The organism is Micromonospora sp. LOL_015 (assembly GCF_048060275.1).
In the GTDB taxonomy this organism is placed as follows: domain Bacteria; phylum Actinomycetota; class Actinomycetes; order Mycobacteriales; family Micromonosporaceae; genus Micromonospora_E.
Genome location: NZ_JBHMIO010000061.1, coordinates 1 through 21,327 on the forward strand (window position 1 = coordinate 1; position 21,327 = coordinate 21,327).

At 68.7% G+C, this 21,327-nt stretch carries 18 protein-coding genes; 17 read left to right on the top strand and 1 reads right to left on the bottom strand.

Features of this window, described 5'->3' with window-relative positions; all coding sequences use genetic code 11:
• Positions 1-296 precede the first annotated feature (296 nt).
• The 8 genes from ACFHWU_RS26525 to ACFHWU_RS26560 all read left to right on the top strand — a co-directional run bounded on the left by ACFHWU_RS26525 (position 297) and on the right by ACFHWU_RS26560 (position 9,433).
• A complete protein-coding gene (locus ACFHWU_RS26525; protein ID WP_416554111.1) occupies positions 297-1,508 on the top strand; it encodes a helix-turn-helix domain-containing protein in 1,212 nt (403 codons plus the stop codon).
• Positions 1,509-1,646: 138 nt separating this feature from the next.
• A complete protein-coding gene (locus ACFHWU_RS26530; protein ID WP_416591952.1) occupies positions 1,647-2,834 on the top strand; it encodes a helix-turn-helix domain-containing protein in 1,188 nt (395 codons plus the stop codon).
• Between the two features lie 184 nt (positions 2,835-3,018).
• Complete coding sequence (locus ACFHWU_RS26535) at positions 3,019-3,189, top strand: hypothetical protein (protein WP_416591953.1); 171 nt, start codon at positions 3,019-3,021, stop codon at positions 3,187-3,189.
• Positions 3,190-3,308: 119 nt separating this feature from the next.
• On the top strand, positions 3,309-3,488 hold the full coding sequence (locus ACFHWU_RS26540) for a hypothetical protein (protein ID WP_416591954.1): 180 nt from the start codon (positions 3,309-3,311) through the stop codon (positions 3,486-3,488).
• A gap of 130 nt (positions 3,489-3,618) precedes the next feature.
• The gene (locus tag ACFHWU_RS26545; RefSeq protein ID WP_416591955.1) at positions 3,619-4,623 is read left to right on the top strand and encodes an XRE family transcriptional regulator; all 1,005 of its coding nucleotides are present in this window, start codon (positions 3,619-3,621) and stop codon (positions 4,621-4,623) included.
• A gap of 73 nt (positions 4,624-4,696) precedes the next feature.
• Positions 4,697-5,485, top strand: coding sequence for a sugar phosphate isomerase/epimerase family protein (locus tag ACFHWU_RS26550; protein ID WP_416591956.1), 789 nt, complete (start codon positions 4,697-4,699; stop codon positions 5,483-5,485).
• Positions 5,486-5,495: 10 nt separating this feature from the next.
• Entirely contained in the window at positions 5,496-7,442 is a 1,947-nt protein-coding gene (locus tag ACFHWU_RS26555) for a heparinase II/III domain-containing protein (RefSeq protein WP_416591957.1), read from the top strand.
• On the top strand, positions 7,439-9,433 hold the full coding sequence (locus ACFHWU_RS26560) for a DUF2264 domain-containing protein (protein ID WP_416591958.1): 1,995 nt from the start codon (positions 7,439-7,441) through the stop codon (positions 9,431-9,433). The genes ACFHWU_RS26555 and ACFHWU_RS26560 overlap by 4 nt, the downstream gene beginning before the upstream one ends.
• 2 nt (positions 9,434-9,435) lie before the next feature.
• On the opposite strand, the gene ACFHWU_RS26565 is transcribed toward ACFHWU_RS26560, so the two are convergent.
• On the bottom strand, positions 9,436-10,533 hold the full coding sequence (locus ACFHWU_RS26565; RefSeq protein WP_416591959.1) for a substrate-binding domain-containing protein: 1,098 nt from the start codon (positions 10,531-10,533) through the stop codon (positions 9,436-9,438).
• A 169-nt stretch (positions 10,534-10,702) separates the two neighbouring features.
• Between ACFHWU_RS26565 and ACFHWU_RS26570 the strand changes: the two genes are divergently transcribed.
• From ACFHWU_RS26570 to ACFHWU_RS26610, 9 genes are all read left to right on the top strand, one after another.
• On the top strand, positions 10,703-11,716 hold the full coding sequence (locus tag ACFHWU_RS26570) for a hydroxyacid dehydrogenase (protein ID WP_416554319.1): 1,014 nt from the start codon (positions 10,703-10,705) through the stop codon (positions 11,714-11,716).
• A 57-nt stretch (positions 11,717-11,773) separates the two neighbouring features.
• Positions 11,774-13,060: an ABC transporter substrate-binding protein gene (locus ACFHWU_RS26575; protein ID WP_416591960.1), complete on the top strand. Its 1,287-nt coding sequence runs from the start codon at positions 11,774-11,776 to the stop codon at positions 13,058-13,060.
• 9 nt (positions 13,061-13,069) lie between these two features.
• A complete protein-coding gene (locus tag ACFHWU_RS26580; RefSeq protein ID WP_416554131.1) occupies positions 13,070-14,017 on the top strand; it encodes a carbohydrate ABC transporter permease in 948 nt (315 codons plus the stop codon).
• Entirely contained in the window at positions 14,014-14,835 is an 822-nt protein-coding gene (locus ACFHWU_RS26585; protein ID WP_416554133.1) for a carbohydrate ABC transporter permease, read from the top strand. Before ACFHWU_RS26580 ends, ACFHWU_RS26585 begins: the two co-directional genes overlap by 4 nt.
• Positions 14,832-15,563 carry a DUF624 domain-containing protein gene (locus ACFHWU_RS26590; protein ID WP_416591961.1) on the top strand — a complete coding sequence of 244 codons (732 nt, stop codon included), beginning with the start codon at positions 14,832-14,834 and terminating at the stop codon, positions 15,561-15,563. Before ACFHWU_RS26585 ends, ACFHWU_RS26590 begins: the two co-directional genes overlap by 4 nt.
• A 13-nt stretch (positions 15,564-15,576) precedes the next feature.
• On the top strand, positions 15,577-15,969 hold the full coding sequence (locus ACFHWU_RS26595) for a hypothetical protein (RefSeq protein WP_416591962.1): 393 nt from the start codon (positions 15,577-15,579) through the stop codon (positions 15,967-15,969).
• Between the two features lie 1,024 nt (positions 15,970-16,993).
• Positions 16,994-17,731, top strand: coding sequence for an ATP-binding cassette domain-containing protein (locus ACFHWU_RS26600; RefSeq protein ID WP_416591963.1), 738 nt, complete (start codon positions 16,994-16,996; stop codon positions 17,729-17,731).
• 3 nt (positions 17,732-17,734) lie between these two features.
• Entirely contained in the window at positions 17,735-19,042 is a 1,308-nt protein-coding gene (locus ACFHWU_RS26605) for a hypothetical protein (protein ID WP_416591964.1), read from the top strand.
• A 1,045-nt stretch (positions 19,043-20,087) separates the two neighbouring features.
• Entirely contained in the window at positions 20,088-21,209 is a 1,122-nt protein-coding gene (locus ACFHWU_RS26610) for a helix-turn-helix domain-containing protein (protein ID WP_416591965.1), read from the top strand.
• Positions 21,210-21,327: the final 118 nt, after the last annotated feature.

Here is a 21,327-nt window from a genome sequence, read left to right on the forward strand (position 1 = left end):
AACCATCACCCACATCGACCTACCGAAAGCCAGCAAAAAGGCCAAAGTTTAGGTCAGTGGGTCCAACAGGCACTGCGGAAGACCCTCTACATCAAGTTCAAGATCCGCGACAACGACGTCTTCACCCGCGCACTCGACTACATCCGCGAGTACTATTAAGGCACGCCTTCAATAGCAGAATTGGTAACTACTCGTCTTGTCGTAGCTGGGGTTATCTGGCGCGGCGACAACCAGTAGCGTGGCAGGAGATGCGATCCGGGGTGTGATCGCGTTTTCGTGCGACGAGGAGGTTCGGGATGGACCCCATGCCTGGCTTGACCTTCGGGCAGCGTCTGAAGGTCTACCGTGAACGATCCGGCAAGACCCGGGCAGTGCTTGGTGGCCTCGTCGGTCGCAGCGCCGAGTGGGTCAAGGCAGTGGAAACCGATCGAATCCTGCCGCCGCGCGTACACATGCTGGACCGCATCGCCCGCGTGCTGAAGGTGGATGTATCCGTGCTGATCGGTGAGCTGGGCGGCCGCTCGGCCGTGGTGAACGGACCGGAGCATCCCGCACTGGCGCCGGTCCGTGACGCCGTGAATCGCACGGCACTGTCCAATGACGTCGCGCCACCGCCGCTGAACGAGATCCGCGAACGCCTCGCGGCGGCGTGGCGAGCACGCCATCAGGCGGCTGATCACCGTACGGTGCTGGGTGCACTGCTGCCCGAGCTGTTGCGGGACGCGCAGCGTGCGGCGCTGACGTACCAGGGCGACGAGCGACGGCAGGCGCAGGCGCTGCTGTCACAGGTGCTGGGGCTGGCGCAGATGTTCCTGGCCTACCAGCCGGCGGCGGAACTCCTGTGGCGCGTCGCGGACCGTGCGATGGTCGCGGCTCAGGAGTCGGGAGATGCCGAAGCGTTGGCGTGCGCTGGCTGGTTCCTGTGCCAGGTGCACCGGGACGCGGGAGACTGGGACACCGCAATGGCGGTGACGCTGGATGTCGTTTCGACCTTGGAACCCCAGATGGCCGAGTCGAGCGTGAACTTGCTCGCGTTGTGGGGAGCTCTTAACTTCGAGGCCGCCTACACCGCCGCCCGTGCCGGCGAGGAGGGCCGTGCCTGGCGGTACTGGGACCGCGCAGACCAAGTTGCTCAGCGACTCCCACAGACCTTCTACCAACAGCAGACATCGTTCTCCCAGATCATCATGGGCGTCCATGCGGTGACGGTGGCGGTGGAGCTGCAGAAGTCCGGCGAGGCGGTGCGGCAGTCACGACGTATCGATCCTGCGGCAATCCCGTCGCGGCCGCGCCGGGCCCGACATCTGATAGAGGTAGCCCGTGGCCATCACGGCAAGGGCCACACCGAGGCGGCTGCGGCAACTCTGCGGCAGGCGTACGAGTCGGCACCGGAGACGATTCGCTTCAACGGCTACGCCCGGCAGATCACCCTCGACCTGCTAGACGGGCCACGGGCGATGCGGGATGAGGCTCGTGACCTCGCGTTGAAGGTTGGCCTGCTCGCGTAGCTCGCCGTGAGCGCCGGCAATCACGACAAGCGGTGTTGACTGCGGCGACGCGGGACCAGGTACCGTCTGGCATGGCGGCGCGCCGGGAGGTAGAGGCCCCGACCGCGCCGCCGCCCAGCCTCTACCTGGGGAGACATCATGGATACGTTCGGATCACGGCTGCGGACATTTCGCGAACGCAGCGGTAAGACCCGGGCCGTGCTTGGCGGTCTCGTCGGCCGTAGCGCCGAATGGGTCAAGGCCCTCGAATCTGGTCGGTTGCTTACCCCCCGGCTGCCGATGCTACTGCGGCTCGCGGAAGTCCTGGACATCGACGACCTGTCCGTGCTGACGGGAGATCAGTCTCTTCCCATTGCCTCAGTCACCCGCGCCGGCCACCCCGCCATCGACGGCGTCGCTGCGGCAATGTACCGAACTACCCTCCCTGCCGGTGATCCGTTGGCGGCCGCTGCCCTTCGCGCTCGGGTGGACCAGGCGTGGACTGCCTGGCATCACGCCAGTGCTGAGCGGACTGCGGTGGCCGCGCTGCTGCCAAGACTCCTTGCCGATGCCCGGCTCGCGGCACGTCTTCTCGACGGTGCCGAGCGCCGACAGGCTGCGACCGAACTGGCTCGGGTCTACCATCTGGTGCAGTTGTACGCGGCGCACCAGCCACAGCCGCAGCTGGTCTGGTTGGCGGCCGACCGGGCGATGCTGGCTGCCCAGGATGCGGACGACCCTGGCGCGATAGCTGCTGCCGCCTGGTACTACGCCCACGTTTATCGCTCTGATGGGCAGCCCGACGCCGCCGAGCAGGTGCTCGTCGACGCGCTCGATGCGTTGGAGGGCAGCGGTGGTGACGATCAACTAGCCAGGTGGGGACAGTTGCAGCTCGGCTTGGCCCTGGGCCATGCGCGAGCCGGCCGGGCCGGGCATGCCTGGCGCTACTGGGATTCGGCGGATTCCGTCGCACGTCGGCTGGGTATCGGGTACGTGCACCCGTGGTTGATGTTCGGTTCGGTGGTCGTCGACGCTTTCGGGGTAACTATCGGAATCGACCTTGCACGCCCGGGTGAGGCGGTGCGCCGGGCGATGGGGGTCGATTACTCGGCTCTGCCGTCACGGACCCGGCGGGCCGGTGGATTGATCGACGCCGCTCGGGCGCATCTGATGCGACGGGACGAGGTAGCGGTGGTGCATCTTCTGAGCCGGGCCCTGCGCGAGTCGGTAGAAACTGTCCGCCACCAGCCGCACGCCCGGGGCATGGCCATGGAATTGGTAGGGCGAACCGGCGTGGTGGGCGAGGACGCCCGGGAACTCGCGCTGGCGATGGGAATCGATTGGTAGTTGTACCTGGGGTACAGATTGTCCCTCTTGGATGACCGGCCTGCTCATAGCGTGGTGTGTGGGCCCGACGCCGTACCCGCGATCGCCCTTTTCGCGCGTCGGGCCCGCCTAGCGGCGGCGGCCCGGGGTCGACACGGAGAGCCACCCCGGGTCGCCGCCCTCCACATGCCATGAGGGGGACATCGTGCTCGGAAAATGGTTTCAGCGGCCGGACGTCGTGATCGACGTGGTCTATCCGGTGCCGGGTCGCCGCCGGTACGCCGACCGGTGCGCGCCGCCGGACCGGCGGCCCGCCACCCGTACCGATCTGGCGGAGCGCCGTGGCGGTAACGCCGGCCGACACTACCTGCCGTGACCGCGTCGGAGCCGCCGCGACTGCCCGGATCGGATGAGCCGGCGCATGAGCCGTGTCGGCCCGCGTGGACGTGCGCGGCGTGCCCGGACGGCACGCCGTGGCCGTGTTCCCTGGCGCGGGTGCAGCTGACCGAGGCGTACGCCGTCGATCCGATCGGGTTGGCGGCGGACCTGGCGGCGATGATGCCGCGCGCCGCCGACGAGGCCGGCATCGTCGACCCGGCGGAGCTGCACGAACGGTTCGTGTCGTGGACGTTCGTCGGCGCGGCCGCACCGGCACCCGAGGTGACGCGGCGGTGACGGTCGGCAGTGGTGCCATGCGGGTCGGTGACGACCTGCCGATCGGTCGCCGGGTGGCGCAGTGGCGGACCCGGCGGCGGATGACCCAGCAGGTGTTCGCCGACCGGATCGGCAAGTCGAGGCACCCGGCGTGTCGGCGGTGCGCGCAGCCCTCGCCTGCTACGACATCTTCGGCTCAGACGCCGACGCCGACGCCGACACGGCCCCGCCGGCTGTTGAAGCGACCACCCGGCAGGTCGAGCATGCCTGGCTGGCGTACCAGCACGCCCACTACCCGCAGCTGCTGCGGATGCTGCCCGACCTGCTCACCGCAGCGCGGCGGCGGCACGCGGCCGACCCGGTCAGCGGTGCGCTGCCGCTGGTGCAGGTGCACCGGGCCGCCTCGCAGGTGCTGGTCAAACTCGACGAGACCGACCTGGCCTGGTTGGCGGCCGACCGGGCGATGACGGTTGCGTCAACTACGGGTGACCCGCTGCTGGCGGCGACGGCGGCGGTGCCGCTGGGGCAGACGCTGCGCGCGGTCGGCCAGGGCCGGTTGGCGATGTCGACGACGATCGCCGCCGCGCACCGGCTCATCCCGGCCGGCCCGACTGACCCGGCCGGACCGACAGACCGGACCGACCCGGCCGACGATGGTCCGCCGGGGCGGCTGTCGGTGTACGGCACGCTGCTGCTGCAGGCCGCGTTGGCCGCCGCCGAATGCGACGACGCCGCCGCCGTGCGGGAGCTGACCAGGCAGGCCGGAGACGTCGCTGACCAGATCGGCGACGGTCATGACCACCGGTGGACCGGTTTCGGGCCGGCGGCGGTCGAGCTGACCCGGGCGGTGGCGGCCGGCGACCTCGGCGAGGCGGAAGAAGCGGTACGCCGGCATGCCGCGCTCGTGCGGCGTCCCGGCTGGCGCGGGTTGCCGGCCGAGCACCGGGCGGCGTACCTGGTCGACGTGGCGCGGGCGGCCCTGCAGTCCGGTGACCTGGTCACGGCGGGCCGGTCGCTGGTCGACGCCGACCGGGTCGCGTCCGCCGAGGTCCGGCTGCGGCCGTCCGTCCGTACGGTGGTCGCCGAGGCCGTCCGGTGCGCGCCGTCGGCTGCCGGTGTGGCCGGGTTGGCCGCGACGCTCGGGCTGACCCGGTGAGCCTGTTGCACTCGCCCAAACCGCTGCTCTAGGGTCTCGCGGAAAGCGCTTGCCGACCCAGCGAGGAGGGCGCGTGCCGGAGACCAGTCCGAAGATCCGCAGCGGTATGTGTTCGGTCACCCTGCGGCAGGAGTCGGCGCTCGCCGTACTCGACGTCGCCGCCCGCGCTGGGCTGTCCCGCATCGAATGGGGCGGAGACGTGCACGTACCGCCGGGGGACACCCGGGCCGCGACGTCGGTGCGCGACGCCGGGCGGGACCGGGGTGTGACGGTTGCCTCCTACGGCTCCTACTACCGGGCCGGCTCCGACCCGGCCGACGACTTCGCGGCCGTACTCGCCAGCGCGGTCGCGCTCGGCGCCCCCCGGATCCGGATCTGGGCCGGCACCCTCGGCTCCGCCGAGGCCAGCACCGAGCAACGCCGAGCGGTGGTCCGGGCCACCCGGGCCGCCGCGCAGCGGGCCGCCGACGCCGGCATCGGCCTCGCCTTCGAATACCACTCCGGCACGTTGACCGACACCGCCGAGTCGACGCTGCGGCTGCTCGCCGACGTCGACCATCCGGCGGTACGCACGTACTGGCAGCCGCCGCTCGACCTGCCCGACGCCGTCGCCGTCGACGACCTGCGCCAGGTGCTGCCCTGGGTCGACGCGGTGCACGTCTTCTCCTGGTGGCCGGGGTACGAGCGGCTGCCGCTGACCGCCCGCGACCGGCTCTGGTCCGACGTGTTCGCGGTGCTGCGCGCCGCCGGGCGCGACTATGACGCCCTGCTGGAGTTCGTTGTCGACGACGACCCCGACCGGGTCGCGATCGAAGCGGCGACGCTGACCCGACTGATCACCACGGACCATCGTGCCGGCTGAGCCAGGTCCGGTGGCAGCTGGGGCAGACCCGGCGGCAGTAGCGACGGTCGGGCCTGGACCGCTCGTCCGCCGGTGGGCGTCGCTGGATCCGCAGCTGCGGACGGCGGCGCTCGGCCGGGCACGGCAGGCGATCGGGTTCGCCGCCGGCACCGGCCGGGCGGCCTGGCCGCACGTCGACGAGGTCACTGAGCGGGCCATCGTCGACGCGGCCGAGGCCGACCGGGGCACCGCCTGGCCCCGACTGCTGCTGTCCGACTACGCCCGCTACTGGCGCGACGGGGTCCGCACCGCATACGAGCAGCCCGCCGGTGAGCTGCGGCGGCGTACCGCCACAGCCGCGCTGGCCGCCGCGCTGCACGGCCAGCCCTACCTCGACGAGGCCGCCGACGGCCTGCTGCAGCTCTGCGAGCAGAGCACCTGGTGCTGGGCCGCGCACGAGCGGTTCGCCGCCGAGGCCGGTCGGGTGGTGCCCGACGTCGACCGGCCGTACCTGGACCTCGGGGCCGCCGAGACGGTCGCCGTGCTGGCCTGGGCCGACCTGATCCTCGGTACGACGCTCGACGAGCGCACCCCGGGGCTGCGTCAGCGGATCCGCCGGGAGACCCGTACCCGGATCATCGAGCCTTTCCTGGGCAGCCGCGACTGGCACTGGCTCGGCCTGGACGGGCACCTGCACAACTGGAACCCGTGGATCCACGGCCATCTGCTGGCCGCCGCGCTGTTCCTGGTCGACGACGCGGACATCCGGACCCAGGTGGTCGACCTTGTCGTTGACGGGCTCGACCGCTACCTCGGCTCGCTGCCCGCCGACGGCGGCTGCGACGAGGGGTACGCGTACTGGTGGAACGGCCCGGCCCGGCTGGCCGAGGCGCTCGACCTGCTCGACCGGGTCCTCGGCGGCCGGCTGGATCCGTGGCGGTGGCCGCCGCTGCCGCAGCTGGCCCGCTACCCGCACCGGATGGCTCTCGGCGGCGGCTGGTACGTCAACGTCGGCGACGGGCCGGCCCGGCCGAGCGCCGCGCAGGCCTGGCAGGTGCTGCACCGCTGGGGCCGGGCCACCGGCGACCGGCAGGTGATCGACTTCGCGGCCAGCCACCGTGTCCCGGGCGAACCGGCCGTGACGGTCGCCGCCGGGCTGGGCCGGGCGGTACGCGGGCTGACCGATTCGCAGTGGCTCACCCAATCACCGACCGCTCCGCCGCTGCCGGCCACCACCTGGCTACCCGACCTGCAACTACTGGTCAGCCGGGAACGGGCCGGCAGCACCGCCGGGCTGACCGTCGCGGTCAAGGGTGGGCACAACGACGAGAACCACAACCACAACGACGTCGGCTCGTACCTCGTCGCCCTGGACGGGTGCCCGGTGCTGGTCGACCTCGGCCAGCCCACCTACACCGCGATCTCATTCACCGACCGTCGGTACGAGCAGTGGGTCACCCGCAGCGAGTGGCACAACCTGCCGGTCGTCGGCGGCCACGGTCAGGCCGCGGGCCGCGACTTCCGGGCGTCGACGGTTGCCGTCGATACCGCCACCGATACCGCCACCGATACCGCCGTCGACGCCGACGCGCTGCGGCTCGACCTGGCCGGCGCGTACCCGCCGGAGGCCGGCTGCCGGTCCTGGCGGCGGCAGGTGCGGCTGGACCGCCGCCGGGCGACGGTGACCGTCACCGAGCGGTGGCGCGTCGACGACCCGGCCGACCTGCGGCTGCACCACGTCGTCGCCGGTGAACCGCTGACCCACACCACCGGGCGGCTCGCCGTACGGGCCCTGACCGGCGGAATCGCCGTGCTGGCCTGGGACCCGCTGCTCGGGGCCGGCCGGCTGGAGCGACAGCCGGTCGACGACCCGCTGTTGCGCGACGTCTGGGGGCCCGCCGTGCACCGGCTGGTGCTCACCCTGCCGGCCCAGCGGACCGGCTCCGTCACCGTGACCGTCTCCGGAGGCACCGAATGAACGCCGATGACCAGGCCGCCGAGGAGCAGATCGCCGAAGACCGGCGGCTCTCCCCGTACACCGGCTACACCCGCGCGCACTGGGCGGCGGCCGCCGACCGGATTCTGCTGGCGCTGCGTCCGTACGCCTCACTCGACCACGCCCGGATCGACCTGCCCGGCCGGTCAAGCGCCTACGGCCCGGACAGCGACTCGCTGGAGGCGTTCGCCCGGTCGTTCCTGCTGGCGGCGGTCCGGCTGCGCGGCGAGGCCGGCGCCGACCCGCACGGGCTGGCCGACTGGTACGCCGCCGGGCTGCGCGCCGGCACCGACCCGACCTCGTCGACCGCCTGGCCCCGGCCGGACCGGCTGGACCAGGCCAAGGTTGAAGCCTGCTCGATCGCGTTGGGCCTGCACCTGACCCGGCCCTGGCTGTGGGACCGGCTCGACGAGGCGACCCGGCAGCGCACCGTCGACTGGCTCGCCACCGTCGTCGGGCAGCCGTACCCGCCGATCAACTGGGTGTGGTTCCAGATCGTCGTGGAGACGTTCCTGCGCTCGGTCGGCGGCCCGTGGTCGGCTGAGGACATCGAGTCCGGGCTGCGGGTGCACGAGTCGCTGTACCGGGCCGACGGCTGGTACTCCGACGGACCGGAGCGGTCCTACGACCACTACGTCGGCTGGGCGCTGCACGTCTACCCGCTGCTCTGGGCCGATCAGGCCGGTGACCTGTGCCCCGACGGGCTGCGTCAGGCGTGGCGTCAGCGGCTCGCGGGGTTCCTCGACGACGCGGTCCGGATGATCGGGTCTGACGGGTCGCCGCTGGTGCAGGGCCGCAGCCTGGCGTACCGGTTCGCGGCGGCTGCACCGCTGTGGGTCGGGGCGATGACCGGTGCGACCGAGGTGGCGCCGGGGGTGCTGCGTCGGGCGGCGAGCGGGATGCTGCGCCACTTCCACGACCACGGGGCACCGGACGGGCGTGGCCTGCTGCCCATCGGCTGGCACCACGAGTGGCCGGCGATGGCCCAGTCGTACTCGGGGCCCGGGTCGCCGTACTGGGTGGCGAAGGGGATGCTGGGGCTGGCCCTGCCGGCCGATCATCCGGTGTGGACGGCGACCGAACAGCCGTTGCCGGTCGAGCGGGCGGACCTGATGGTCGCGCTGCCGACGCCGGGCTGGCTGGTTGTCGGCACCCGCCGTGACGGCGTGGTCCGGGTGGTCAACCACGGCACCGATCATGCGGTGCCGGGCGACGAGCGTGCCGACTCGCCGCTGTACGCCCGGCTCGGCTACTCGACGGCGACGATGCCGCCGCTGACCGGGGCCACCATCGGCGACCCGTCGGACAATTCGATCACGATGGTCGACGCGACCGGCCGGCGCAGTCACCGCAACGGGTTCGTGACCCTCGACTGCCGGGTGGTCGACGGGGTCGGTCGGGCGGTGTCGCGGGCTGACACCCACTGGGTCGACACCGCCGACGACACCGGCCCGGATCACGGGTCCGGCCGCGCCGGACCGGTCCGCCGGGGCCCGGTGGTGACGATGGCCTCGGCGGTGCGCGGTCCGATCGAGGTACGGCTGGCCCGGCTCGACTCTGCCGACGGCTTCGACGACGGCACCGTGCTGGAGTTCAGTGGCTGGCCGGTGACTGGTGACGTACCGCCGTCGGCGCGTACCGGAAACGACCCGCCGGTGTCCGTCGCGGCCGATGCCGCGGTGACGTCCCGGCTGGTCGGCCTGGCCGGCTTCGAGCATGCGCAGGTACGCCGGGAGCGGGGTACCTCGCCGCTGGCCGATCAGGTGGCGGTGCCGGTGCTGCGGACCGCCGCCGCGCCGGTGCCCGGCCGGGTGTACATGGCGGCGGTGACCCTGACCGGCGCCGGGGAAGACCCGGCCCTCGCGGCCGCGCCGGTGGTTGTGGTGACGGCCGGCGGCGTCGGCGACACGATCGACATCCGCTGGCCGGACGGCCACACCTCGACGATGCTGCTGCCGGCCGGACCGGGGTGAGATCAGCGCGGCGGCCGAGGCGTCGACGAGTCGCGGATCACCAGTTCGGGAGTGATCAGCACCCGTTGCACCGGTCGGCGTCGGCCCTCGGCCAGCCGGGCCACCATCAGCTCGACCGCCACCCGGCCCACCTGGTTCTTCGGCGGGCGCACGGAGCTGAGCGCCGGCTCGGCCAGGTGCGCCACCTCGTCGTCGTAGGACACCAGGGCGAGCTGGTCGGGGATCGGCACGCCCTGCTCGGCGCAGTACTGCGCGACCGACATTGCGTCCGGGTCGCCGTGCACGATCAGCGCGGTGACGCCTTCGCGTCGGCACCGCCGCAGCACGTCGCCGATGATTCCCCGGTGCCCCGGGGCGTCCAACGCCACCGCCTCCCGGATGACCAGGTCGGCGGGCAAACCGAGGTCCGCGCAGGCCAGCGCCCAACCCTGGGCGAGGTGGGCGGAGGTGGGGCTGCCCTTGGACAGCACCAGCCCGATCCGGCGGTGACCGTGCTCGTGCAGGTGCCGTACCGCCATCTCCAGGCCGAGGGCGTGGTCGCTGCGGACCCATTCGAGCTGGCGCAGGGTAGGGGTCCACCGGGGGGCCTGCCGTTCGACCAGGATCGTCGGCACCGGCAGGTTGCCGATCCAGGCGATCATGTCGGCGGCACCGTCGGTGTCCAGGCTGGGTGCCAGCAGCAGACCCTGCACCTGTTGCGCGTCGATCAACCGGGTGATCTGCCGTCGGTCCTCGGTGGGGTCGTAGCTCGACCCGCGCAGCTGGATGTGCACGCCGAGCGAGGCGGCGGCGCTGCGGGCGCCGGTGACGATCTGCGGCCAGTAGTAGTCCAGTGACGGCACGACCATGCCGATGGTGAACCGGGTCGGCGCCACCCGGGGTCGTCTCGGTGCCGGCCCGAGCTGGGTGGGCAGGGTGGCGCCACCGTGCACTCTGGTCAGCAGGTTGCTCTCGGCCAGGGCGGCGATGTCGCGCCGTACGGTCAGCTCGCTCACCCCGAGCAGCGGGGCCAGGTCGGCCACCCGTACCGATCCGTGTCGGCGTAGCTCCTCCAGCAGCCGCTCCCGCCGTTGCAGGTTGAACATCCGGTCCGCCGGCATGGGACTCGACTCCTGTCCATGTTCGTTAGTGAACGTTTCCGACCGATTGAGATCGGCTGGTAGCGAGCATGTTCACCGTAGGTTAACCATGTCACATCGGCGAATCCAGCAGGTCCCCACGACGTCGGACGTCGGCCGGAGATTCGCCACCCGAGGAGACACGTTGACGGTGCACACCCCGCCGCAGGCGCTCGTCGTGATGGACCGGGACTCCTACCGGGCCCACTTCGACGAGCCTCGGTTGGAGCGCCTCGGCCGCCTCGTCGCCCTGGCCGACCCGGTCTGGGCCGACGAACTCGACTCGCCGGCGGTACGCGCCCGGCTGGCCACGGTCGAGGTGCTGGTGACGTCCTGGGGAGCGCCCGCGCTGACCCGGCAGCGGCTGGACACCGCGCCCGCCCTGCGTGCCGTCTTCCACGCCGCCGGAAGCGTCCGGTCACTGGTGACCGACGAGGTGTGGCGGCGCGGCATCCAGGTCAGCACCGCCGCCGACGCCAACGCCGTGCCGGTCGCCGAGTACACCCTCGCCGCGATCATCTTCGCCGGCAAAAAGGTGCCGTTCATCGCCGCCGACCCCGACCGGGCGTACCGGGGATGGAGCCACCACCACGGGCACGGCGACCTGTCCAACTACCGCCGCACCATCGGCGTCGTCGGCTTCTCCCGGATCGGCCGCCGGGTCGTCGACCTGATCGGCTGCCTCGACTCGGCCCGTTGCCTAGTCGCCGACCCGTACGCCGACCCGGCCGAGGTCACCCTCGCCGGCGGCACCCTGGTCGAGCTGGCCGAGCTGCTGCCGCACAGCGACATCCTCTCCCTGCACGCGCCGGAGCTGCCCAGCACGTACCGCATGATCGGCGCGGCCGAACTCGCGTTGCTGCCCGACCACGCGACCGTGATCAACACGGCCCGGGGCAGCCTGGTCGACCCGGCGGCGCTCGCCGCCGAATGCCGCTCCGGCCGGCTGTACGCGATCCTCGACGTCACCGACCCCGAACCGCTACCCGTCGACGCCGCCCTACGCGGCAGCCCGAACGTCATGGTCAGCCCGCACCTGGCCGGCTCCCTCGGCACCGAGATCCACCGGCTGACCGACCACACCCTCGACGAACTGGCCCGCTGGACCGGCGGGGAACCACTGCACGCCGAAGTCACCCCGGACGCGTTCACGCTGCACGCCTGACCGGCCGGGCTCCGTACCAATACGAAACCCCGCACCCTCCGCAAAAGGAGTCACCTGATGAACCGACACACCGGCAGGATGAACCGTCACATCGGCAGGGCGGTGGCCGCCGCGACCGCACTGGTTCTCGTCACCGCCGGCTGCGGTGGTGGCGACGAGCCGGCCATCGGCGACGACGGCCGCGAGATCCTCACCATCGCCCTGTGGAACTACGACAGCACCCCCGAGTTCGCGGCCCTGATCGACGGATTCGAGGCCGCCCATCCGGACATCGACGTGCAACCGGTCGACATCCTGGCGGACGACTACTCCGAGAAGGTCACCACCATGCTGGCCGGCGGGGACCGTACCGACGTGCTGACCATGAAGAACGTCACCGACTACTCCCGGTACGCGTTGCGTGGGCAGCTGGCGTCGGTTGCCGACGAGGCCGCCGACCTCGATCAGAGTAAGTACCTCGGCCTGGAGCCGTTCAACCTCGACGGGGACTACTTCGCGTTGCCGTACCGGCAGGACTTCTGGGTGCTGTACTACAACAAGGCCATGTTCGCCGACACCGGCGCCGACCTGACCAGCCTCACCTGGGCCGAGTACGCCGACCTGGCGAAGCGGCTGACCAGCGGTAGCGGCCAGGACACCGTCTACGGCACCTACCACCACACCTGGCGCTCCATCATCCACTCGACGGCGGCCGCGCAGAGCGGCGGCGACCTGATCGGCGGCGAGTACGGCTTCCTCAAGGACCGCTACCAGATGGTGCTCGACCTGCAGGACGCCGGTGCCACTCTGCCGTGGGCCACCGCGTCGACACAGAAGGTCCAGTACCACACGATGTTCGCCACCGAGCAGGCTGCGATGCTGCCGATGGGCACCTGGTACGCGGCCCGGCTGATCGAGGAGAAAAAGGCCGGCAGCATCGACGTCGACTGGGGCATCGCGCCGCTGCCGCAGGTCACCGAGGGCGGCCCGGTGACCACCTTCGGCTCGCCGACCGCGTTCGCGGTCAACAACAAGGCCCGCAACTCCGAAGCCGCCCGGACCTTCGTGGCCTGGGCCGCCGGCCCCGAGGGCGCGGCGGCGATCGCCAGCATCGGCGTCTACCCGGCCTACTCCGACGAGACGATCACCGAAACCTACTTCGGCGTCGACGGGATGACCAACGACGAGGTCGCCCAGGCGGCGTTCCAGCCCGACGAGGTGGTGCTGGAGATGCCGGTCAGCGAGAAGTCCTCCGACGTGGACGTCATCCTCACCGAGGAGCACGAGCTGATTATGATCGGGGAGCGGGAGCTCGACGCCGGACTCGCCGAGATGGGCGAGCGGGTTACCTCCGAGGTCGACTGACCCAGCACCATGGCGATCCACACCCCGATCGACACCGTACGCACACCGGTACCCGGCGGTCCGCCGCCGGGTACCGGTGCGGCACGTCGGCTGCGCCGGCGCAACACCCTGGCCGGCTGGAGCTTCATCCTGCCGAACTTCGTCGGCTTCGCCGCACTCACCCTGGTGCCCGTGGTCGCCTCCCTGGCGCTCGCGTTCATGCACTGGAACTCGTACAGCACCCCCGAGTGGGTGGGGCTGGACAACTTCCGGCGGATGGCGAGCAACGAGAGCTTCTGGACCGCGCTCTACAACACCACCTACTACGCACTCGGCCATATCCCGCTGACCCTGGTCGCCGCCCTCGGGTTCGCCGTACTGCTCAACCGGAAACTACGCGGGGTCCAGTTCTTCCGTACCGCGTTGTTCTTTCCTTACATCACCGCGTTGGTCGCCGTCGCGGTGGTGTGGAACATGCTGTTCAACCCGGACGCCGGCCCGGTCAACCAGCTGCTGCGGGCGATCGGCATCGACAACCCACCGGGCTGGACCACCTCGACGACCTGGGCGATGCCGGCAGTGATCATCACCAGTGTCTGGCGGGACATGGGCTACTACATGGTGCTCTACCTGGCCGGGCTGCAGACCATCCCGGCCGAGCTGTACGAGGCGGCCCGCACCGACGGGGCGTCGGCCTGGCAGCGGTTCTGGCACGTCACTGTGCCGTCGCTGCGACCCACCACCTTCTTCGTCCTCATCATGCTGACCATCTCCAGTTTCAAGGTGTTCGACCTGATCCAGGTGATGACCGAAGGCGGTCCGGGCCGGTCCACGCTGGTGCTGTCGCAGCTGATCTTTCGGGAGGGGATCACCCAGGGCCGATTCGGCTACTCATCGGCGATCGCCATGGTGCTGTTCGTGATCGTCCTGGTGATCACGGTGGTCCAGTTCCAGTTGCAGCGGAGGGGGGAACGATGACTGTCGCCGTGCTGCGCCGGGCCGTCCTGCAGCTGCTGCTGACCGTCCTTGGCCTGGCCGTGCTGGTGCCGTTCGGCTGGATGCTGGTTTCCTCAGTCAAGCTGGACTCGCAGGTGCTCACCGTGCCGATCCAGTGGATCCCGCAGGAGTTCCACTTCGACAACTACGTCCGGATCTGGGACCGGATCCCGCTCGGCACCTACCTGTACAACTCGATGTTTCTCAGCGTCACCATCACGTTCCTGCAGGTGCTCACCGGCAGCTTCGCCGCGTACGGCTTCGCGAAGATCAGTTTTCCGGGCCGCGACCTGCTGTTCCTCGCCTACATCGCCACGATCGCCGTGCCCTGGCAGGCGTACATGGTGCCGCAGTACATTATCATGGAGCGGCTCGGCCTGGTGAACACCCACCTGTCGCTGATCCTGCTGCAGGCGTTCGGCGCGTTCGGGGTGTTCCTGATGCGGCAGTACTACCTGACCATCCCCGACGAGTTGACCGAGGCCGCCCGCATCGACGGCCTCAACGAGTACGGCATCTGGGCGCGCATCGTGCTGCCGCTGTCCAAGCCGGCGCTGGCCAGCCTGGCGCTGCTCACCTTCGTCAACACCTGGAACGACTACATGGGACCGTTCATCTACCTGACCAGCAACGACCTCTGGACCGTACAGATCGGGCTGCGGACCTTCATCGGGCTCTACGAGGCCGAGTACGCCATGATCATGACCGGTTCGGTGCTGTCGATCCTGCCGATCCTGGTCGTCTTCCTGTTCGGCCAGCGCTACTTCGTGCAGGGCATCGCCACGAGTGGGTTGAAATGACGGCGGCCGGCATGCACCAACCGGCCCGGCAGCCGCTGCGGCCGCCGCTGACCGCGCGGATCAACGTCGGCGCGGACACCTGGTCGACGATCTGGTCACTGGTGCACCGGGTGCTGGTGGTCAACCTCGGGCTGGCCGTGGCCAACCTGCCGCTGCTGGTCGCGCTCGCCGTCGTCGCCCAGCCGTGGCGCTACCCGGTCTTCTTCGGGCTGCTGTCGGTCAGCGTCGGGCCGGCGGTCGCCGCCGCGTTCGGCTACCTGCGGCAGGCCGAGGACGACGACCGGGCACCGGTACGCGAGTACTTCCGCGCGTACCGGCGGAACTTCGCCGCAGCGACGCGGCGCTGGGCGGCGGCGACAGCGCTGATCGCGGTCCTGGTGACCGACATCGTCTGGCTGCACGACGCCGGCTGGCCGGCGGTGCTCGTACCACTGCTGGTGGTGCTGACCGTGCTGGTGGCCGCCACGACGGTGCTGCTGCTGGCCCTGGTCGAGCTGGCCCCGGGCCTGGGCCTCCGCGCGACCGTCCGGGCCGCGGCCTGGTCGGCGGTACGCCGCGCACCGCTGAGCCTGCTCAGCCTGGTCGTGCTGCTGGCCGCCCTGCTGTCGGTCAACCAGGCACCGCTGCTGGCGCTGTCGACGCTGCCCGGCTGCGCGCTGCTGGTCGTCTGGGTCAACAGCCGCGCCGCACTGGCCCCCGCCCTGCCCTTTGAACCGCCTCGCGGGTAATAGCGTCGAGGGCGTGCGGAGTAACGATGAGAGCTACGAGCCGCTGACGGTGGCGGGGCTGGGCGCGCTGCTCGCCGGCGCCGACGAGGCGCGACGGTGGCGGTTGGTGGCAGAGTTCCTTGAGGAGTACCGCTGGGAGCCGGAGCAGGAGCGGGCTGCTCTGCTGGAGCAGGAGCCGGCTGTCACCGGCGACGAGCACTGGGACGTGTTCCTGGCCGCGTTGACGGAACACCTGGCGACCAAGGATGGTCGCGGGGCACCGGCATGGGTCGAGGCACGATCTCTGCGCCGGTTCTGGTTCCCGTTCAACACGCGGGCCGCGCGGGTCGACGCGGTGGTGCACGCCCCGGCGGCGTTCCGCCGTCGCGGAGTCTACGTCTCGCCGCAGGAATTGAACGTTGCGTGAGCGCCGTTGATCCGCTCCTGGACCGCGCGGCGATCGAGGACGGTATTCCGTCGCGGGTCTCGGCCATCTGCGTCCAGGTGACCTCCGTGTCCGTGTGCGGGCCCTCCGCGGCGGCACCAACGCTTCGCTGTCGACATTCGACAGGACGCGCCATTCGGTGACATCCGTGGCCACCGCGCCGAACAGGCCGGTCTGGTCCCGTAGGACCGCCAGGTCAGCGATGGCGATGGCCTCACCGCCGTCGGCGATCGTCACGGCCAGATCAACCGCGACCCATCCCGGTCGTGACCGCTCCGCTGCTGCCGTGGCCCGCACTGCGCTGAACCCTGGTCAACCCCGCCGCGTCAGCGACGTCGGTCAACAAGCGGGCACCAGCGTAGCCGACCACACCACGCCCGTCGCCGCCGACGATGATCTTCGGGCATGTCTCGGTAGCCTCCACCTGACAGGTGTCTTCCGTCCGGGATAGATGAACCCCTCAGCAGATTCCTATCTTCCCAGGGGAAACTACACGTCGATCGTCGACTGTAGCGCGCCTCAAATTTCGGACCGGACGATGGACGTTAACCGTTCAATCAACAGCACTGACACCGTGCCTGGGTACGAGGATTGCACCTACGGCATCAATACGGGTACATTCAGCGCTGAACTCGAATTGTCGGTCTTAGATCATCTGCGTGATCCGTGGACCGGCAAAGGGTTAGCCTTCGGTCCATGCGCGCCTGTTGTCAATGTGCTTGGGTGGAGTCGCGCATGGATGTCAGAGGCGTCCGCGAGTACAAAGGTGTGTACGGTGGCGTTGTCGTGGCGTTCCGACTCTGGTTCGACGTCGCGGCAGCGCCGCCTCTCGTGAAGGCATCATCCAATCTTCCGATACGGACTGTCCCGCTGGCCCATCGAGCGGATCGTTGACGCTCGACGTAGCGCCCACGGACTGTGGGTGCCAGAGCTATAATGCTTATCGACGTTATGATCCAACACGGAGGTGACCGGTGCCACGACGCTTTCATGGAACGGCCCGTAGATGTTGAGTGTTACGAATTTGAGCCAGGGCTACGGTAGCCAGTCTGTCATCGACGGAATCACGTTGAAGATGGAGCACGGACTTCATGCGCTATTGGGGCCCAATGGTGCAGGGAAGACTACGCTCCTGAGGACCTTGGCAACTGTGGTTCCACCGCGTCGCGGGACGATCAGCCTCGATGGTGTCGACTTAACGTTCGAAACGCTCAACGATATCCGGCGAGGTATTGGATATCTTCCGCAGCGATTCGGATTCGATCCCGGCATGACCGTGTCCGAGTTCATCTATTACGCAGCCTGGGCTCGGGGGTTGCCCCGAAACGAGCGGGCGGCGGCGGTCGACGAGGCCATCGAAAAAACGGGTCTCGTCGACAAGAAAAATGTGAAGATGCGTAAGCTATCCGGGGGAATGATCCAACGGGTGGGCATCGCATGGGCCATCGTCGGAAACCCTTCGCTTGTCATCCTCGACGAGCCGACGGTGGGACTCGATCCGTTGCAGCGGATCCATTTCCGAAGCGTCATCGCCCAGCAGGACAACGCAGTGATCCTGCTGAGTACGCACCTGATCGATGACGTCGACGCCATAGCGGATCACATAATAGTTCTCGACGGCGGAGCGATCCGATTTCAGGGCACGAAGGACGAACTTAGCCGGGAGGGTGATCCGTCCAGTCCGGGCAACACCCCCTTGGAGCGTGCCTACACGACACTTCTCGCCGACCACCGGGAGCGGTAGATCATGTCGTTTCTGACCCTGAGGCGAAGCCCGGTGCGGTGGTTCGTCCCGTTCGCCCTCACGGCCAGCGTGGCCATGTTGCTCGTGCGTGATCGGTATTGGGTCGGGGTGTGGCCCGAGACATCGGCGGCGGCCCAGATACCGGCGGTCTTGGTCAGTGGGCTCAGTGCCGCTGCGGCCGCCTGGTCGGCCGGTAGTGCGGTACGGCACGGTACGGTGGAACAGACGATTGCGTCCGCGCTGCCACGGTGGCGTCGCGAACTGCCAGGGGTGACGGTAACCCTGTTTTACTTCGCCATGGTGTCCTTGGCGGTGCAGGTCGTTGCTTTTGCCTTCACGATATGGATGAACCCGCCGGGCTTCGGGATGTGGCCCGGATACGTGCTGATGGCTCTTGTCGTCACCGTTCTTTCGGTGGCCTTCGGGCATCTTGTCGGGAAGGTGCTGTCGGGCCGATTCGCGGCGGCGGTCGCGGGTCTCACTTGGTTCATGGGGGCAACATACTTTGGGCCGTCCCTCGAACTCGCCGTTCTGAAAGGTCCGGTGTACGAGGAAGTCGACGGGTTGACAATTGTGGTACGTTTCCTGTCCGCGTTGGCTCTGCTCGCTCTGGCCGTTGCCATTCCGCCCCTCGGCTCCCTTCCCTGGGCTGCCGTCGGCGACTCACGGTCGGCCTTCCGTCGCTTTCAACCTTTGCTGCTGACATCCGTGGTGTCGGTGACCTTGGTGCTGACGGCGACTGCGATCGGCAGCCCGATCAGCCTTCGTGAGTCAAAGGGAGAGGCGCTCTGTCAAGGTGGCGAGAGGGTGGTGATCTGTCTGTGGCCGGAGCACGAGAAGTATCGCGATATGATTGCGGGAATCATTCATCGCGCCGAACGCCTCCCGCTCGAGTTTACAATTCCAAGTCATTTCGACGAATACGGTCTCAGTTTTCGAGCTTTCTCTAGTGGCTCACGAGATGTCGACCTCACGGTTGATCATGTGCCATACTTCGTCCTCATGGAAGGGAGTATTTGGTCTGTCTCGGGACCGATCGCGGTGGAAATTGTGAAGCATAGTCTAGCCTTTTGTGAGGGCGACTCCGGTGCCAAGGGTGAGCAGTTGGAGGAAAAAGCGATCGAACTTCAGGACTGGCTCGAAGCATATCTGGCCGGTGGTGGGCAACCCGACTATCGCACCAGCGCCTCCACTGAGAGAAAAGACATCGCGTCGCGTGCAGTCGATCGAGCCAACAGTGGCGACACCGCTGCCCAGCTTTCTTGGGCCACGACAGTCATCGAGGATTACAACGGTGCGCCTTGCCGATAACCCGTGCTCTCCAATACGCCTCTACCTCCGTTCCCGGCGTTCATGGATGCCACTGATCCTGACCGCAGCGTTGTGCGCTTGCGTGCCACTCGTGGGTGCATTCTTGTTCCCGGCCCCGAGTGCAGGGGTGCGGGGCGGAATGCTGTACGTGCCGGGGTGGCGTTTCCTTACTGTTGGAGTGGCATTCGGTCCGGCCCTGTTCTGTCACAGCCCATTCGGTGAGATGGAAGCGGCTACCGGCAAGAATTGGCGTCGAGCCGAACTCGCCGTTCTGCTCGTCAATGCCGTTCTCTGTGTGATGATGTTCACGGCCACTTGCTGGATCGTCTTCGACGGCACGACCGCGCTCCTGATTCTTCGAGGGATCATTGGGTGGATGGGAATTGCCCTGATCAGTGGACGAATCCTGGGCTGGAGGGCCGCGTGGGTCGGACCTCTCGCGGTGCTACCCGTGGTCATATATTGGGGCCACGGAGGGATCGGTTACCGCTGGTGGGAGTTTACGTCTCTGCCTCCGGGTGACCTGGGATCCTGGTCGGTGGCCGGAGGTACCGCTATCGGCGGCACGGTGGCCTGTCTGTTCAGCAAGTGGGGTTGGTATCATTTGACCAGCCGGTTCAGGCGACGAATGTCCGAGGTGTTGGCAAGGTCGTAGAATTGTCCTGAGTGGGACAGGTTTGCGCAGCAAATCCGGATCGCAGCGCGTGGCGAGAGCCTTCGCGTTATAACCATCGTGCCGTTGCCTAGGTGTGCGGCGGTCTGGAGGCCGATGGTGCCGGCTATGGTTTGGGATTGATCGCGGTCTCGGCTGTCGACAGAGTCGGTCTCGCGCGACTCGCAGGTCGGAAGTTGACGGTACGCCTATGCGGGGGAGCCAGGGTGACTCGCACTCCAGATCCAGGGACTCGAGTTTGGCGTTACCGCTGACGGCTCTCGGAGCGGTACGCCGGTCGCGTCCTATCGGAGGTATCGTCTGAGCTGATGGCGGTTGTGAATATTGGTTCACGGAAGGCCATCGACGTTTTCGATCTTGGTGGTGACCGTCATGTCGCGTATCGTGGACCCACGTCTGCCAGCTACCCTGCGTGCGCTTCGTGAGCAGGCTGGCTTCTCCCTGCGTGATCTTGCGAAGCGGGCGTACTCAAGCCGGTCTCACCTGCATGACATCGAGCAGGGGCGCAAGTCGCCGCCTCCGGACTTGATAGTGCGTCTCGATGAGGCGCTTGGTGCGGGTGGACATCTCGCCGGGATGGTGCGTGATGATCCGGCTGGCCTGTCGGGGGATGAACGGCAGCGACTCCGCGTTGCCATCACGAGACCGCGTCGGATCGATGCCGGAACGATCGACTCCCTGGCAGCGGTTCTTGCTCATCAACGTCGACTCGAAGATGTCGTCGGCTCAGCGGCGGTGGTCAAGCCAGTGCTCGCGCAACTGTCAGCCATCGAACAACTCGTCAACGGTGCCCGGCACGACAAACACTGGTCGCGGCTCGTCGATGTCGCTGGGCAGTGGGCTCAGCTCGGCGGTTGGCTGGCCGCGACCACTGGTGACCACGCCACCGGTCGTAGTTGGTACGTCCGGGCAATGGAGTGGGCGACGGAGGCAGGGAATCCGCACCTGACGGCCACCGTACTGAGTATGCGCGGACACCTTGCGTGGGTCCGCGGTGAGACGGCTGCGATGGTGGAACTCTCTCGCGCTGCCGTGTGGCAACCGGCGAGTCCGGGCGTGCATGCGCTTGCGACCCAGCAGGAGGCGCGTGGACTGGCGATCATGGGTGATGCCGAAGGTACCGATCGGCAGCTTGACCGCGCCGAGGAGCTGGCACTCCGGGCTGCTGACGCGCGAGAGCGGGAGCCGGACTGGTTGTACTTCTACGATCCGACCTTCTTCTCGATGCAGCGTGGCTTGGCGCAGCAGTACCTGCGCCGGTTCGACCGAGCTGCCGACCTGTTGACAGACGGACTCGACCAGCTCTCGGGCGATGTTCGCCGATCAGACTGGATCGGCTGGTACGTCTGCCAGTTGGCATCGACCCATGTGGCGGCGGGCGATCGCGACGTCGCTGCATCGTGGATCGCGGAGGCGCGGGACATTGCCGATTCGACGGGGGCGAAGCGCCTCGCTGGGGAAGTAGCACAGGTCGAGCGGGAGATTGATTGCTGACCGCTGTCTGCCGGTCTGCGGACGCCGGTCAGACACGCACACTGTAGACCTTCACTTTGTCAAGCCCCGGGTTTGATGGAGAGTTGGTTAGCTGGTTTTCAGGGGTGCGGTGACCGGT